This is a genomic window from Pukyongiella litopenaei, from assembly GCF_003008555.2.
In the GTDB taxonomy this organism is placed as follows: Bacteria; Pseudomonadota; Alphaproteobacteria; order Rhodobacterales; family Rhodobacteraceae; genus Pukyongiella; species Pukyongiella litopenaei.
In genome coordinates, this window is sequence record NZ_CP027665.1 from 2,255,975 (window position 1) to 2,269,086 (window position 13,112).

Annotated in this window: 14 protein-coding genes; 7 read left to right on the forward strand and 7 right to left on the reverse strand. The window is 63.5% G+C overall.

What is annotated here, in order from left to right:
• Positions 1–137: 137 nt before the first annotated feature.
• From C6Y53_RS11250 to C6Y53_RS11260, 3 genes are read right to left on the reverse strand one after another with little or no spacing between them, the layout of a single operon-like run.
• On the reverse strand, positions 138–1,034 hold the full coding sequence (locus C6Y53_RS11250) for a plasmid partitioning protein RepB C-terminal domain-containing protein (protein WP_106472521.1): 897 nt from the start codon (positions 1,032–1,034) through the stop codon (positions 138–140).
• Entirely contained in the window at positions 1,031–1,945 is a 915-nt protein-coding gene (locus tag C6Y53_RS11255) for a plasmid partitioning protein RepB C-terminal domain-containing protein (protein WP_425300265.1), read from the reverse strand. Before C6Y53_RS11255 ends, C6Y53_RS11250 begins: the two co-directional genes overlap by 4 nt.
• Positions 1,942–3,435 (reverse strand): recombinase family protein, encoded by a 1,494-nt coding sequence (locus tag C6Y53_RS11260; RefSeq protein ID WP_211299524.1) that lies wholly within the window; start codon positions 3,433–3,435, stop codon positions 1,942–1,944. The genes C6Y53_RS11255 and C6Y53_RS11260 overlap by 4 nt, the downstream gene beginning before the upstream one ends.
• 197 nt (positions 3,436–3,632) lie before the next feature.
• On the opposite strand from C6Y53_RS11260, the gene C6Y53_RS11265 reads away from it, so the two are divergent.
• The 3 genes from C6Y53_RS11265 to C6Y53_RS21260 all read left to right on the forward strand — a co-directional run bounded on the left by C6Y53_RS11265 (position 3,633) and on the right by C6Y53_RS21260 (position 4,530).
• Entirely contained in the window at positions 3,633–3,944 is a 312-nt protein-coding gene (locus C6Y53_RS11265; RefSeq protein WP_106472522.1) for a hypothetical protein, read from the forward strand.
• A gap of 75 nt (positions 3,945–4,019) precedes the next feature.
• Positions 4,020–4,274, forward strand: coding sequence for a ribbon-helix-helix domain-containing protein (locus tag C6Y53_RS11270; RefSeq protein WP_106472523.1), 255 nt, complete (start codon positions 4,020–4,022; stop codon positions 4,272–4,274).
• A 4-nt stretch (positions 4,275–4,278) separates the two neighbouring features.
• Complete coding sequence (locus tag C6Y53_RS21260) at positions 4,279–4,530, forward strand: type II toxin-antitoxin system RelE/ParE family toxin (protein ID WP_244614810.1); 252 nt, start codon at positions 4,279–4,281, stop codon at positions 4,528–4,530.
• 38 nt (positions 4,531–4,568) lie between these two features.
• On the opposite strand, the gene C6Y53_RS11280 is transcribed toward C6Y53_RS21260, so the two are convergent.
• The 4 genes from C6Y53_RS11280 to C6Y53_RS11295 all read right to left on the reverse strand — a co-directional run bounded on the left by C6Y53_RS11280 (position 4,569) and on the right by C6Y53_RS11295 (position 8,938).
• Positions 4,569–6,191 carry an extracellular solute-binding protein gene (locus tag C6Y53_RS11280; RefSeq protein ID WP_106472524.1) on the reverse strand — a complete coding sequence of 541 codons (1,623 nt, stop codon included), beginning with the start codon at positions 6,189–6,191 and terminating at the stop codon, positions 4,569–4,571.
• A 49-nt stretch (positions 6,192–6,240) separates the two neighbouring features.
• Complete coding sequence (locus C6Y53_RS11285; RefSeq protein WP_106472525.1) at positions 6,241–7,041, reverse strand: ABC transporter permease; 801 nt, start codon at positions 7,039–7,041, stop codon at positions 6,241–6,243.
• Positions 7,042–7,145: 104 nt separating this feature from the next.
• Positions 7,146–7,907 carry an ABC transporter permease gene (locus C6Y53_RS11290; protein WP_211299358.1) on the reverse strand — a complete coding sequence of 254 codons (762 nt, stop codon included), beginning with the start codon at positions 7,905–7,907 and terminating at the stop codon, positions 7,146–7,148.
• On the reverse strand, positions 7,904–8,938 hold the full coding sequence (locus C6Y53_RS11295; protein ID WP_106472526.1) for an ABC transporter ATP-binding protein: 1,035 nt from the start codon (positions 8,936–8,938) through the stop codon (positions 7,904–7,906). The genes C6Y53_RS11290 and C6Y53_RS11295 overlap by 4 nt, the downstream gene beginning before the upstream one ends.
• Before the next feature lie 323 nt (positions 8,939–9,261).
• On the opposite strand from C6Y53_RS11295, the gene C6Y53_RS11300 reads away from it, so the two are divergent.
• The 4 genes from C6Y53_RS11300 to C6Y53_RS11315 are packed head-to-tail and all read left to right on the forward strand — an operon-like array spanning position 9,262 to position 13,112.
• Positions 9,262–10,512, forward strand: a complete 1,251-nt coding sequence (locus tag C6Y53_RS11300) for an aminotransferase class III-fold pyridoxal phosphate-dependent enzyme (protein WP_211299359.1) — start codon at positions 9,262–9,264, stop codon at positions 10,510–10,512.
• Positions 10,505–11,221, forward strand: coding sequence for a GntR family transcriptional regulator (locus tag C6Y53_RS11305; protein ID WP_106472528.1), 717 nt, complete (start codon positions 10,505–10,507; stop codon positions 11,219–11,221). Before C6Y53_RS11300 ends, C6Y53_RS11305 begins: the two co-directional genes overlap by 8 nt.
• On the forward strand, positions 11,218–12,087 hold the full coding sequence (locus tag C6Y53_RS11310) for a transketolase (RefSeq protein WP_211299360.1): 870 nt from the start codon (positions 11,218–11,220) through the stop codon (positions 12,085–12,087). The genes C6Y53_RS11305 and C6Y53_RS11310 overlap by 4 nt, the downstream gene beginning before the upstream one ends.
• Entirely contained in the window at positions 12,084–13,112 is a 1,029-nt protein-coding gene (locus C6Y53_RS11315; RefSeq protein ID WP_106472530.1) for a transketolase family protein, read from the forward strand. Before C6Y53_RS11310 ends, C6Y53_RS11315 begins: the two co-directional genes overlap by 4 nt.

Sequence of the window (13,112 nt, forward strand, 5' to 3'; positions counted from 1 at the left end):
AAACTCAAGCCGGCCTGGTGGGCTCCGAGCGGGTTCGCCGCCATCCCCACCGCCGCGCTCGATCCGGCCCACAGTCCGGCGTCTCCCGCGGTCCCCGCGCTTATCGGGTCCGGGTCCCCATTGAAGTGACCGGCTGGTTACTCCGCCTCGGCCGGCACCACCGACTTCATCTCGGCAATGGTCTGAAACTCGGACAGGAACTCAGGGCGCGTCTGCATCAGATACCGCACCATGCGCGCGTTCCCGAGGAGCTTGCCGACGTAGCCACGGAGCACGGTCAGCTGGAGGTGGTCTTGGCCGTAGGTGTCCTGGATCTGTGTGATCCCTTCCTGAAGTCGGGCAAGCTCCTTTTCCATCCGGGCGACCGCCTGCGGTGTGACGCCGTTGATGCGTTTGGGCTTGTTCGCCTCGACCAGCTGCGCCTGCGGTGTTCCGGCGAGGATCGCCGAGATGTAGGCCACGGAGTAGTTGTTGGCGTTCACCATGAGCTCGGCGGCTTCGATCTGGCGCAAGGGGATCATCTTACGCAGCGTGGTGAACACGGCCGCGGTACACGCCTTGTCCTTCAGGATCGCCACGGCTTCTGGGCAAATGCCGTCGAGCAGCTTGACCTTGCGCTGGATGCTGCGCGGGTTGAGATCCAGCGCCGCCGCGATCTTCTCCTCCGAGACACCGCGCTCGATCGCTTTCAGGATCATCCGGTGCTCCTGAATGGGCGCGATACGGCTGATGCGCTTGTTGTAGGTGAATGCCTCGTCGTCGGTCGACACGAGGCATTCGACCTGTTCCTGACCCAGATCCTTCAGGACTTCGATCCGGACATGTCCGTCGAGCAGCAGCCAGCTGCCGCTGGTATCCCCGTTTCGCGCGACCACCAGCGGCTCGACCAACCCGATCTCGCGGATCGACGCTGTGATCTGGGTGTATTTCCGGCTGGACTTGATGGACTTGCTCAGCACCCTGACCGGCAGGATGTCCGCGACCGGGATCGTGACGCAATCATTCTCGAAGCCGAGCTGAACCTTCTTGGTCATGGCGCTGCCCCCTCGGCGAGGGAGTCCTGCAGGTAGCTGGGCATGGTTTCCAGACCTTCCGCGCGCAGCAGCGTCACGAAATGATCGTCCTCGAGGAGGGTCCGGAATGCCTGGCAGATGAACAGCAGCCGCCCCTGCGTCAGTTCCGCTTTCTTGATCAGAAGCTTCTGGCGGTCCGCTTCCTTTTGGTAGGCGCGCACCAACGCTTCGCTCGTCAGAGGTCGCCGGTTTCGGCTGTCGCGTCCGTACGCTTTCGGGTGCATCTTTTTCCCGCGTGCCTCACGCTGTTCGATCAGGCGCCGGGCCGCCGCGAGCTTCTTCCCGCGCAGTTTCTTTTGCGTGTAGGCGTCCATCAGCGCACGCTGTGCGCCCTCGGCATCGGTTTTCGATATGTCGATGGCGAGGTTGAGCGGAAGCAGGCCCGTCTCGACGGCCGTGACCAGCCGCTCTTCGCCGCGCTCCAGGAGGCCTGCGATCATGCCGACATAGTCCGGCGAGACACCGATCTTGTCGCCAATCTGTCGGTCAGAGTAGCCACGTTCGCGGAGCGTGCCGATCTCCCGCATCAGATCGATCGGGCGATGCTGACGGCGAGCGCAATTCTCGACGAGGCTCATCACAAGGCAGTCGGACTCATCGGCGTCGATGACAATGGCCGGGATGGCTTTCTGCTTCAGCTGAATGAAGGCTTCGAGCCGCCCTTGGCCGCAAACGAGATCATATTCCTGCGGATCTGTGTCAGTGCGGCGGGTGACGGTGATCGGACGTTTCAGACCAATCTTGGCAATGTTTTCAACCATGTCCGCAAACGTCCTGGGATTTCGGACCCGCGGATTGAGAACCCGAATACGGTCGGTCGGGACCAAGGTGACACCCGTCTGCTGAGTTTCTTCCGCGCTTTTGGCCATCATGCCACCTCCGTCACCTTCGCCCGCCCGGCGAGAACGTAGAAATCGTGAAGTGTTTCAGTCCGATAGGCATCGAGCCACAGGCCGTTCTGCTCGGCCATCTTCAGCCGCGCGTCTGTCATGTCGATGCTAGGGAGCAGGTAGAAATCGCGCGGCGCGTCGTTGGTTTCGTTCATCCGCACGGCAATCGTGATGGCCGGAACGAGGCCGGTGTCGAGCCGGATGTGCCAGCGCAAGGAGCCAGCTGCCGTCGCCTGGCAGCGGGCCAGAACGACCGACACCGAGAATTCGTCATTCACGCGCAGCAGCTGCGTGTCGGGGTCCTGCAGCACGCTACCACCCTGGGCGGCAACGCCCTCGATGATTTCTTCAACGACCTGGGGGTGGGCCGCGCGCAGCGCCTTGTTGATCTCGATGTAGCGGTAGTCCCGCTCTGGCTCATAGCCGATGAGGCGATACGCGCGTAGCAGGCTGCCAAACCGGCTTCGATAGGCGCTGGACGAGGGCAGATCGTTCTGTTCGTCTATGATCAGCCCGGACAGCTGGCCCTGTCGTTTCAGGATCGCCCGCAGGGCATCCAGCAACTCCTCGTCCGAGAAATGGCGGCTGCGCGCATCCACGATCTCCCGGGCGCGCAGGAACAGCGCCTTGTCGACAATGGCCTCATAGGCGCCCTCGGCGCGGATCCACATATCCCGCGGGTTCACGACACGACGCTGCTTCAGCTTGAACGACACCTTGTTGAAGACGTTGTTCCCGATGTATTTTTCGTTGGTCAGAACCTGATGGACCGTCGCCCGGGTCCAGGGCCGGTCGAGATCGGTGCGATGTCCTTCGGCGTTCAGGATCTCCGCGATCTCGCTCTCTGCGCGCCCTTCACTGACAAACATCTCATACATGCGCCGGACGACCCGCTGTTCCTCTTCGGGGCCGGGGACCAGGATCACTCGGTCGGTCTGAAGGCTCTTGTGTTCACCGCGCTTGAGTTCGGCTTTCACCTCGCCACGCTCGTTCAGCAGCGCTCTGCGCAACCCGAAACCGGCCGGGCCGCCTTGTCGGTAGCCGAGCTCGATCAGACGGCATTGCCCCGCAAAGACCTTGACGGAGAGCTCCCGACTGTACTCGCCAGCCATGGCCCGCTTGACGCTTTTCACGATGGTGGAAGTCGGCGATCCGTCGTTCTCGAACTGCTCGGCGCAATAGGCGACCTGCATTCCAGCCCTGCGACAGCGATACTCGTAGTAGGCCGACTCGTCAGCGTCCTGAAATCGCCCCCAGCGGGTGACGTCGTAAACCAGGATCACGCGGTACTCGGCCGAACCTGACTCGACGTCGGAGATCATCTGCTGCAACGCCCTTCGGCCGCCAATGATCAGACCGCTTTTCGCATCATCCGAGTAGGTCTTGATGATCTCGATGCCGCGCCGTTCGGCGTATTCGCGGATGGTCTTTGACTGGTTCTGGGTCGAGTATTGCTGATGCTCGGTGGACATCCTGACGTATTGCGCCGCCAGTATGCGCTCGGTCGCCTCGGCCGGCTCTCCGGATATCGGTGTTCTTGTCTGAGCCACGCCCGCCTCCCGAAAATTCCACGCGCGCTGCCCGAGGCGGATGGCTTCCTACTTCTCGCCCATGCCCAAGTTCCGACTGCCGCTTTTCATGTCTCTCCAGACATTTAGCGGAGAAAAATATGAAGTTGCGGGTGAAGATGGGCACAGTTGTGCCGAAGATGGGCACATTTGTGCACCCAGAGGACGTTCCGGCCGACTACCGCGCCGCCGTCGCCATGGCATTGCATGCGGAGCTCGGATCGACCCACCGGGCGATCAAGTCCGCCATGAGATGGACGGGGGCCAGCGAGCGGACGGTGAAATACTGGTTCGCGGGCGAGCGTGGGCCGAGCGGCGAGCACCTCGTGTCGCTCGCGCGACATTCGGATGCTGTGCTGGTCTTGCTGCTGACAATGGCGGATCGTCTGGTTCTGGAAGACGGCGACGGATAGGCGGCGCAGCGAGCGGGCCCTTGTTTTGTGTTCGTTATTGGTTATCTTGAACACACAGGATCTAGGGAGATCGCCATGTCTCGGACCACCACCATGACCGTGCGCGTCAGCGGCGCGCTCAGCGAGTTCGTCGCGACCAATGTCGGCGAGGACGGCGCCTACGAGAACGTCAGCGAGTACATCCGTGATCTGATCCGCCGCGACAAGGAGCGAGTCGAGCGCGAAGCCTTCGATCGGCTGAAGGCCGAACTCAACCGTGCCTTCGCCGCGCCCGAGGACAGCTACATGCCGCTGACCGCCGCCGAGGTGATCGCCCGGAACCGGACCTGAGCGCATGGCGATCCGGGTTCAGGAGGCGGCGTCCGTCCGGCTCGACGAGATTTACCGATACACCCGTGAAACGTGGGGCGAAGCGCAGGCCGAGACCTACATCACCGGCTTGTTCGCCGCGTTCGAGCAGATTGAAACGCGCGGCGTGCATTCGCGGGCATCCGGCCAGAATTTTCCGGCGTCGTACTGGGCATCGATCTCGGATTTCAGGTCGGGCGCCCGAATTGCGCTGAATGAACGCGAAAAGTGCTCGTAAGCACGGATCAATTGATGGTCGAACTCAAACGCTTTCATTCAGGCGGCCTCCTCGGCGTCCGGGCTCGGCACGTCAAAGCCTTCGTCGTCCTGGAGAACGTCCTCGCCTTCCTCCGGCACGGAATCTGCCCTGACGATCGAATGCCCGGTCGCCTTTGAAATCATGGCAAGGAGCCGCGTCTCCCGATCCGCCATGAATCCCTCGAAGTCATCCGCCCTCAGCAAGGAGGGATCCAGCCCGTGGGACGCCAGATAATCGTCAAGCGCTTCGCGGGAGATCGGCGGGTTGTCCTTTCCGCCTGTTTCCAGTCGTTCCAGGTAGATCGATGGTGCTACGCCGCCAAGAATGCGGTTGGTCTTGTAGCTGAGCGGCGTCTTGTTGACGACGGTGTCAAAGACCTTCGGTTCGATCTTCTGCTTCTTGCACCAGTCCTGCGGGAAGATGTGGTGGATATCGACGTATTCGTCGAAGAACACAGTGTCCTTGAAGTGCTGGCCGGAGCGAAGATCTCTCGCGCCTTCGGCCATCAGAAGGGCGTGGATGCCTTTGTAGGCAGCCGACAGGCGGGTGCGCAGGGTGCGCAGTCGCTCCGGGCGGAAGCGGCCATCGGTGATCCAGGCCATCCAGCGTTCGCGCAGCACGTCGCGATTTTCGCCGATCCACTTGAAATCCGGCTTCACCAGCTTTGCGTAGTTGGCGGGATAGGTGGCATAGAGCTTCTGTTCATCCTCGGGCAGTTTGGCCAGGCCGGCGGTCGAGGAGGTCGCGTAGTTCACCGCGCTGATGAAGGCGGGGTGACCATCGGCGGCGCCATAGAAGAAGTCGATGAACGCCAGCGCGGCCTCGGGTCTGGGCGCGTCCTTCATCACCGCGAAATAGCCGGTGTCGCGCAGCGCGCCGTCCCATGCCATGCGAAAGCTGTCGCCTTCCTTCACCACCGTCAGGGCGCGCCCCGAATAGGCCATCGTCATCACGACTTCCTTGTCGCGCATGATCTGCTGGACCTGGCTGCCGGTCTTCCACCATACCGCGACATGCGGGCGGATCTCGTCCAGCTTGGCATAGGCGCGGTCAAGATCGAAGGGGAACAGATCCTCGGGTGCCACGCCATCGGCCAGCAGGGCCACCGCGGGCACCCACCAGTCGCGGTCGCCGGTGTCGGGCAGGCCGCGCGGCCCGGGGTATTTCTCGACGTTCCAGAAATCGGCCCATGTGGCGGGCGGATCTTCGGGGAACAGGTTGCTGTCATAGGCGATCAGCATCCCGCCGGTCGTGCGCGGGATGCCGTATCGCTCGCAAGAGCCGGGCAGGCCGTATTCCTGCACGTTCTTCATCTCGTCGCAGGGGATTTCCATCAGGATATCCGCCTTGTCCACCAGATCGGGGCCGGTGGCGGTGACGATGTCAAATTCGACATTGCCGCTGCGCGTCATGGCCTCGGCTCGGGCCCATTGGTCGGGAACCTCGATGTCGAAGGGGATGATCTCGTGTTCGGTCTGTTCGGCGAAGGGGGTGTAGAAATGCTCTTCCAGCTGTACGCGCATCTGGCCGCCGGTGGTGGCGTAGACCACCTCGTCCGCTTGCACCGCGCCGCCTGCGCCCAGCGTCAGCGCAACGCCGGCCGCAAGGCTGCGAAAGGTTCTGCTTTGGTGAATTGTCATCTGTTTTCTCTCCCTGTTGTGGTTAATGGCAAGTCGTTGGTGATTCGGGTCAGTCGGCGGCCGGCCTTGCCCGGCGCGCCGCCCATCGCCGCAGCAGCCCCGCGCCGATCAGCACGGCAATCGACAGCAGCGTCAGCAGGACGGCAATGGCCGGGATGATCGGAGTCAGGTTCTGTTCGATGTCGTCGAACATCATGCGCGGCAGCGTCTTGTCGCGGATCCCGGCCAGAAAGAAGGCGATGACGGGTTCGTCGAACGACAAGATGAAGGCGAAGAGCCCGCCCGACAGGACGTTGGGCATGATCAGCGGCAGGGTGACCAGACGAAAGGCGGTGAACCTTGTCGCGCCGCAGGACATCGCGGCATCCTCCAGCGCCCGGTCGATGCTGCTGAGCGCCGCGGCGATGGTGAAGACTGCAAAGGGCATCGCGATGACGCAATGCGCCATGACATAGCCGGTCACTGTGTTGGACAGGCCCACCTTCTGGAAGAACAGATAGAGCGCGACCGCCAGCGCGATATGCGGCACCACGATTGGCCCGATCAGCGTCACCTGAAAGAGCGCCCCCAGCCGGCCGGCGCCGCGCACCATCGCATAGGTGGCCATCGTCGCGATCACCGCCGTCACGACCGCGGTGACAACCGCGATGGTCAGGCTGAAACCGGCGGCATCCATCCAGCGGGAATTGCCGAAGAACTCCCCGAACCAGCGCAGGGTAAAGCCGCGGGGTGGGAAGGTCAGATATTCGGTCGTGCTGAAAGCCATCGACAGGATCACGAGGATCGGCGCGAGGATAAAGATCAGCACGCCATAGACATAGGCATTGATCAGCAGGCGGTGCGGGGTCATGTCTGTGCCCCCATCAGGCGGTCGAACTTCATCAGCTTGCCGAACAGAAGCGCGATCAGCGTCACGAAAAGCGTCAGCACACCGACCAGGGCGGCGGCGAAGGGCTAGTCGAGCACTTCGCGGATCTGCTGCGAGATCAGCGTCGCGATCATCATCTCCTGCGGCGAGCCGAGCAGCGCGGGCGTGATGAAATACCCCAGCGCCGTGAGGAATACGAGGATGAAGCCGGTCAACACACCGGGCATCGCCAGCGGCAGGATCACCTCGCGGAAGCTGCGCAGCGGGCCGGCGCCCAGGATGCCCGCCGCGCGCATGTAATCCACCGGGATGTTGCGCAGCGCGCCATAGATCGGCAGCACCATGAAGGGCATCAGCACATGCACCATCGCCACCACCACCGCGCCCTGAGTATAGAGCAGCCGGACAGGTTCCGACGTGATCCCGAGGAATTGCAGCGCCTCGTTGACCAGCCCGGTGCGTTGCAGGATGACCGCCCAGGCCGCCGTGCGCACCAGCACCGAGGACCAGAAGGGCAGCAGGATGCAGGCCGTGATGAAGGCCAGTTTCGGACCGCGCGACCGGGCCATGACCCAGGCAACCGGGAAGGCGAGCAACAGCGACAGCACGCTGACCAGCAGCGCGATGCGCAGGGTGCGGAACAGGACGCGCGCATAGACGGGATTGGTCACGACATCTTCGTAATGGCGCAGCGTCGGCTCGGGTTCGAGCAGGGAAATCGACAGCAGGCTGAGGATCGGATAGAGAAAGGCGATGACGAGCAGCACGAAGAACGGCGCCATCAGCATCAGCACGCCGCCCTTCGACATGCTTCGCCCCTGCGGCTGGAAGAAGTTCATCGCGCTCATGTCTGGCTTGCCGGGTAGATCAGCAGGGCGTCATCGGCAAAGCCGAGATGGACCCGGTCGCCCTTGGAAGGGGCGGGCAGGCTGGCCGAGGCGACACGCGCCCGGATCTCGGTGCCGTCGGCAAGGCGCGTGATGAGAAGCGTTCCCGCGCCGGCATAGACGACCTCTTCCAGCGTTGCCTGAAGGCCGGCGTCACTGTCGACTTCCACCAGGCTGAACCGCTCCGGCCGGATCGCGAGGGTCACCGGCCCGTCCGCGGTGCCCTGGGCAATCGCGGCGACTGGCAGCTTTCGCCGGATGCCTCCCGGCAGTGCGACGGTATTGCCGGCCAATGTCGCGGGGATCAGGTTCATCTCGCCGATGAAACCGGCCGAAAACAGGTTCGCGGGCCGCTCGTACAATTCGCGCGCGGGCGCGATCTGCTGGATTTCGCCGTTGCGCAGGATCGCCACGCGGTCTGCCATGGTCAGCGCCTCGCTCTGGTCATGGGTGACGAAAATGATTGTCATGCCCAGGGTCTCGTGCAGGCGCTTGATTTCCAGCTGCATTTCCTCGCGCAGGTTCTTGTCGAGCGCCGACAGCGGCTCGTCCATCAGCAGGACCTGCGGTTCATAAACGATGGCCCGCGCCAGTGCGACGCGCTGTTGCTGGCCGCCCGAAAGCTGCGTCGGCATCCGCTCTGCGAAACCTTCCAGCCGCACGGTGGCCAGGGCGGCGCGGGCGCGTTCGTGACGCTGCCGTTTCGCGAAGCCGCGCATCTTGAGTGGGAAGGCGACATTGTCCAGCACCGACAGATGGGGAAACAGCGTGTAATGCTGAAAGACCATGCCGATATTGCGCCGGTGCGGCGGGACACGGGTGAAATCTCTGCCGCCGATGAGAATCTGCCCCGAGGTCGGGAACTCGAAACCCGCAACGCCCATCAATACGGTGGATTTGCCGGAGCCCGAGGGGCCGAGAAGGGCAAGGAATTCACCCTGGGCGATATCCAGCGAAACCGAATTCACGGCCGTGACCGAGCCGAATTTCATGGTCAGCAATTTGATTGAAACCGCCGCACCCCGCTGGTCAGCGCCGGTTTTGTCGGCAATTTCTGTCGATAAGTTCAAGAGCGGTCCTCTGTCTCAGCCGGTTTGCCTTGCGTGGTTCGCCTTCAGCTATTCCATGATATATCAAAAATCTCAACAGGAAATCGAATGAGGCCGGTTTGTCGTGGCAGAACGGTGCCCGCGCGGCTGGTTTAGCGATAACATCCGGATTTTCGCGCGATGCCACTTGACGGATCGGGATTTATCCGGTGATATGATATATCAGAGGATCCGCAAGAGCATATACTGCAAGGACCCCCATGGCCGTGGCAGAGACACAAAGCAACATTTCCCGTGACCAGAAACTGCGCCAGCGGGCGCAACGGGTGATCCCGGGAGGCATGTGGGGGCATCAGCGCGCGGCGGCCGTTCCAGCCGGGTTTCCGCAGTTCTTCGACAGCGGGCAAGGCGCAACGGTACGCGATGTGGATGGCAACGAATACATCGATTTCATGTGTGCCTGGGGGCCGATCATCCTGGGGCATCAGCATCCGGTCGTCGAGGCGGCGGCGCAGGCCCAGGCGGCCCTGGGGCTGTGCCTGGACGGGCCGACGGAACACGTGGTCGATCTGGCGGAACTGGTGGTCGAGATGATCGATCACGCGCAATGGGCGCTGTTCCAGAAGAACGGATCGGACGCGATGACCGGCTGTGTCACCATCGCGCGGGCCGGGACCGGGCGGCGAAAGGTGCTGGTCGCGCACGGCGCCTATCACGGGGCGGTGCCCTGGTGCTCGCCCTCGCTGGTGGGGGTGACCGCGGAGGACCGCGCGCATATCCTGCATTTCGACTGGAATGACACCGACAGCCTTGAGACCGCTATCGCCCAGGCGGGCGCGGATCTGGCCGCCATTGTCGTCTCGGCCTTCCGGCACGATCTGGGCGTCGCGATGGAAATGCCGACCCCGGCCTTCGCCCAGGCCGCGCGCGCGGCCTGTGATGCCGCGGGGGCGGCGCTGATCATCGATGATGTGCGGGCGGGTTTCCGGCTGGACCTGGGCGGCAGCTGGAACCTGGTCGGCGTGCAGCCGGACCTGTCGGCCTGGTCCAAGGCGATCGCCAACGGGCATCCGCTGGCCATGATCACCGGCAACGAACGCTTCCGCGAAGCGGCGCGGAACGTCTTTGTCACCGGTTCCTTCTGGTATTCCGGCGCGCCAATGGCCGCCGCCGCCGCCACCTTGCGCGAATTGCGCCGGATCGACGGCCCGGCCGTGATGGCGCGCGCGGGCCGGCGGCTGCGCGATGGTCTGGCCGAACAGGCTGCGCGGCACGGCTTTGCACTGATCCAGTCCGGCCCGCCCGCGATGCCGCTGGTGCAGTTCGCGGGCGACGACGCGCAGGCCACGCTCGGAGAGCGGTTCTGCATCGAGGCGCTGCGCCGCGGCGTCTACATGCATCACCGGCACAACATGTTCCTCAGCTGCGCCCATACCGAAGCGGTGATCGACGCGGCGCTGGTGGCGACGGAGGGTGCCTTTGCGGCCCTGGCCGCGGAGGGTGCTGCCAATGCCTGATGTTGTGACACCGGTTGGACGGGTCGGGGAGGAGGGCGAAAGCCTTTCGACGGTTGTCTACAGTCGGCTGCGCGATGCGCTGATGCGGGCCGAGCTGCGCCCCCATCAACGCCTGAAGGTGCGCGATCTCTCGCGTGAGATGGGAACATCCGAAACGCCCGTGCGCGAGGCGCTGTTCCAGCTTGCCCACCAGGGCGCGATCGAGATTAAGCCCCGGTTCTACATCCGCGTGCGGCGCATCGGCTCGGCCGAATACGAGGACATCCGCGATATCCGCCTGCAACTCGAACCCATGGCCTCCGAGCGTGCGCTGCCCTTCATCACCGATGAGGACGTTGCAAAGCTGGAGGCCCTGCACCAGCTTCTGGTGGAATCGGAAGCCTCGGGCGACTGGCAGACAGCCCTTCAGGCCAACTTCGATTTCCATTTCGGTCTTTACTACAAGTCCGGGATGCCCACGCTTATCGAGGTGCTGGAAGGGCTGTGGATCCGCATCGGGCCGATCCTTTCCGAACTCTATCCCGAGGCCAAACCCACCTATGGAGGGCGTCACCAGCACGAGAACGTGCTGGAGGCGTTGCGCGCGCGCAGTGCCTTTGCCCTGCGTGAGGCGATCCGCATGGACCTGATGGAGGGGGGAAGGAAATTGCGCAAACATATTCAGGCTGTCGAAGCCTCGGGCATCCTGGAAGGAGCACAGGGAAAATGAACAGACCTGCAAGCAACATGGGCCTGCCGGCACTGGAGGACAGAGCGAAATTCATCCGCAAAGAGACCGTGCGCCTGTCGCGGATCGCCGGGGCAGGGCACTATTCCTCGACCTTCTCCTGTGCCGAGCTCCTCGCCACGCTCTACTATGACCAGATGCGGATCGAGCCGGGCAATCCGGACTGGCCCGCGCGTGACCGTTTCGTGATGTCCAAGGGCCATGCTGCCATCGGGCTTTACCCGGTGATGGCGGATCTGGGCTATTTCGACCCTTCCGAACTGGACACCTACACGCGCCTTGGTTCCAAATTCGGTGACCACCCGGACATGAAGAAGGTGCGCGGGCTGGATTTCTCTTCCGGCTCCCTGGGACACGGGCTGTCGGTCGGCGTCGGAATGGCGCTGGCGGGGCGGATGCAGGGGCTGGATTTCCGCACCTACGTGATGCTGGGCGACGGCGAATTGAGCGAGGGCCAGATCTGGGAGGCGGTCAATTCGGCCGGCCATTTCGGGCTGCGCAACCTTGTCGCCATCGTCGACCGCAACGGCCTGTCCATCGACGGCCACACCGAAGAGGTGATGAGCATCGAGCCGCTTGAAGAGCGCTTTGCCGCCTTCGGCTGGGAAGTCCAGCGCATCGACGGGCACGACCTGCAGGCCATCCGCGATGCATTTGACGCGCTGGAACGGGCCGACCGGGGCAAGCCACAGGTGATCATCGCCGATACCGTCAAGGGGCGTGGCGTCGCCCGGATGGAAATGTCGCTCGACTGGCATGTCGGAAACCTCGTGGGCGAGGATTACGACGACGTGATGGCGGAGCTTGACGCCGGATTGAAACCCTATGAGCCGGAGGCCGTGGAATGACCACCGATATGCAGGACGAGAGCGAGATTTTCCGAGGCACCACCACCGGCAAGACCTTACTGCGCAACAGCCGCTCGGTGCGCGGCACCCCCAAGGCCGGGATGCCCGCCTTCGTGCTGGGCGAGGAACTGGCAGATATCGCCGACAGCGATCCGCGCATTGTCGTCGGCACCGCCGATCTGGCCTCGGCCAACCGCACCAATGATTTCCACGACCGGCACCCCGACCGCTTTGTCAATTTCTCCATCGCGGAGCGGAATATGATCACGGCGGCGGCGGGGATGGCGTCCTGCGGGATGATCCCCTATGTCGCCACCTTTGCCAGTTTCTCGGCCATCCTGGCCGCGGAACAGATCCGCACCGATTGCGCCTATCCGAACATGAAGGTGCGGGTGCTGGGCAGCCATTCGGGCATGTCGATGGGGTTCTACGGCACTTCGCATCACGCGCTGGAAGACCTGGCGATGCTGCGCTGCATGGCCGAACTCACCGTGGTCTGCGCCACCGACGCCAACCACCTGCGCGCGATCCTGCGCGCCTCGGTCGAACATCCCAAGGCAATGTATATCCGCCTTGGCCGGGGCCGCGATCCGGTTGTCTATGACGACGTGCCCGAGATCGAATTCGGCCGCGCGATCCGTCTGCGCGAGGGCACGGACCTGACCATCATCGCCTGCGGCTCGCAGGTGCGCGCATCGCTCGATGCCGCCGAAAAGCTGGCCAAAGAGGGCGTCTCGGTGCGGGTGGTGGACATGTTCAGCATCGACACGATCGACGCGGCCGAGGTGAAGGCCGCCGCCGAGACTGGCGCGATCCTGACGGTGGAGGAGCACAACGTGACCGGCGGCCTGGGTTCTGCCGTGGCCGAAGTGCTGCTCGACCTGCCGCGCATCGCCTTTCGCAAGCATGGGGTGCCGGACAGATATGTCGAGGTCGGCCCGCCCGCCGCGCTCTATGCCCATTACCGGCTTGACGTGGCGGGTGTCGCGGAAGTGGCCAAGGAACTGATGGCACGCAAGGGGTAG

Bases quoted from the DNA above. Each gene is read 5' to 3' on its own strand.
- C6Y53_RS11250 (WP_106472521.1), bottom strand. From the start codon at position 1,034: ATGACCAAGAAGGTTCAGCTCGGCTTCGAGAATGATTGCGTCACGATC.
- C6Y53_RS11255 (WP_425300265.1), bottom strand. From the start codon at position 1,945: ATGATGGCCAAAAGCGCGGAAGAAACTCAGCAGACGGGTGTCACCTTG.
- C6Y53_RS11260 (WP_211299524.1), bottom strand. From the start codon at position 3,435: ATGTCCACCGAGCATCAGCAATACTCGACCCAGAACCAGTCAAAGACC.
- C6Y53_RS11265 (WP_106472522.1), top strand. From the start codon at position 3,633: ATGAAGTTGCGGGTGAAGATGGGCACAGTTGTGCCGAAGATGGGCACA.
- C6Y53_RS11270 (WP_106472523.1), top strand. From the start codon at position 4,020: ATGTCTCGGACCACCACCATGACCGTGCGCGTCAGCGGCGCGCTCAGC.
- C6Y53_RS21260 (WP_244614810.1), top strand. From the start codon at position 4,279: ATGGCGATCCGGGTTCAGGAGGCGGCGTCCGTCCGGCTCGACGAGATT.
- C6Y53_RS11280 (WP_106472524.1), bottom strand. From the start codon at position 6,191: ATGACAATTCACCAAAGCAGAACCTTTCGCAGCCTTGCGGCCGGCGTT.
- C6Y53_RS11285 (WP_106472525.1), bottom strand. From the start codon at position 7,041: ATGACCCCGCACCGCCTGCTGATCAATGCCTATGTCTATGGCGTGCTG.
- C6Y53_RS11290 (WP_211299358.1), bottom strand. From the start codon at position 7,907: ATGAGCGCGATGAACTTCTTCCAGCCGCAGGGGCGAAGCATGTCGAAG.
- C6Y53_RS11295 (WP_106472526.1), bottom strand. From the start codon at position 8,938: ATGAAATTCGGCTCGGTCACGGCCGTGAATTCGGTTTCGCTGGATATC.
- C6Y53_RS11305 (WP_106472528.1), top strand. From the start codon at position 10,505: ATGCCTGATGTTGTGACACCGGTTGGACGGGTCGGGGAGGAGGGCGAA.
- C6Y53_RS11310 (WP_211299360.1), top strand. From the start codon at position 11,218: ATGAACAGACCTGCAAGCAACATGGGCCTGCCGGCACTGGAGGACAGA.
- C6Y53_RS11315 (WP_106472530.1), top strand. From the start codon at position 12,084: ATGACCACCGATATGCAGGACGAGAGCGAGATTTTCCGAGGCACCACC.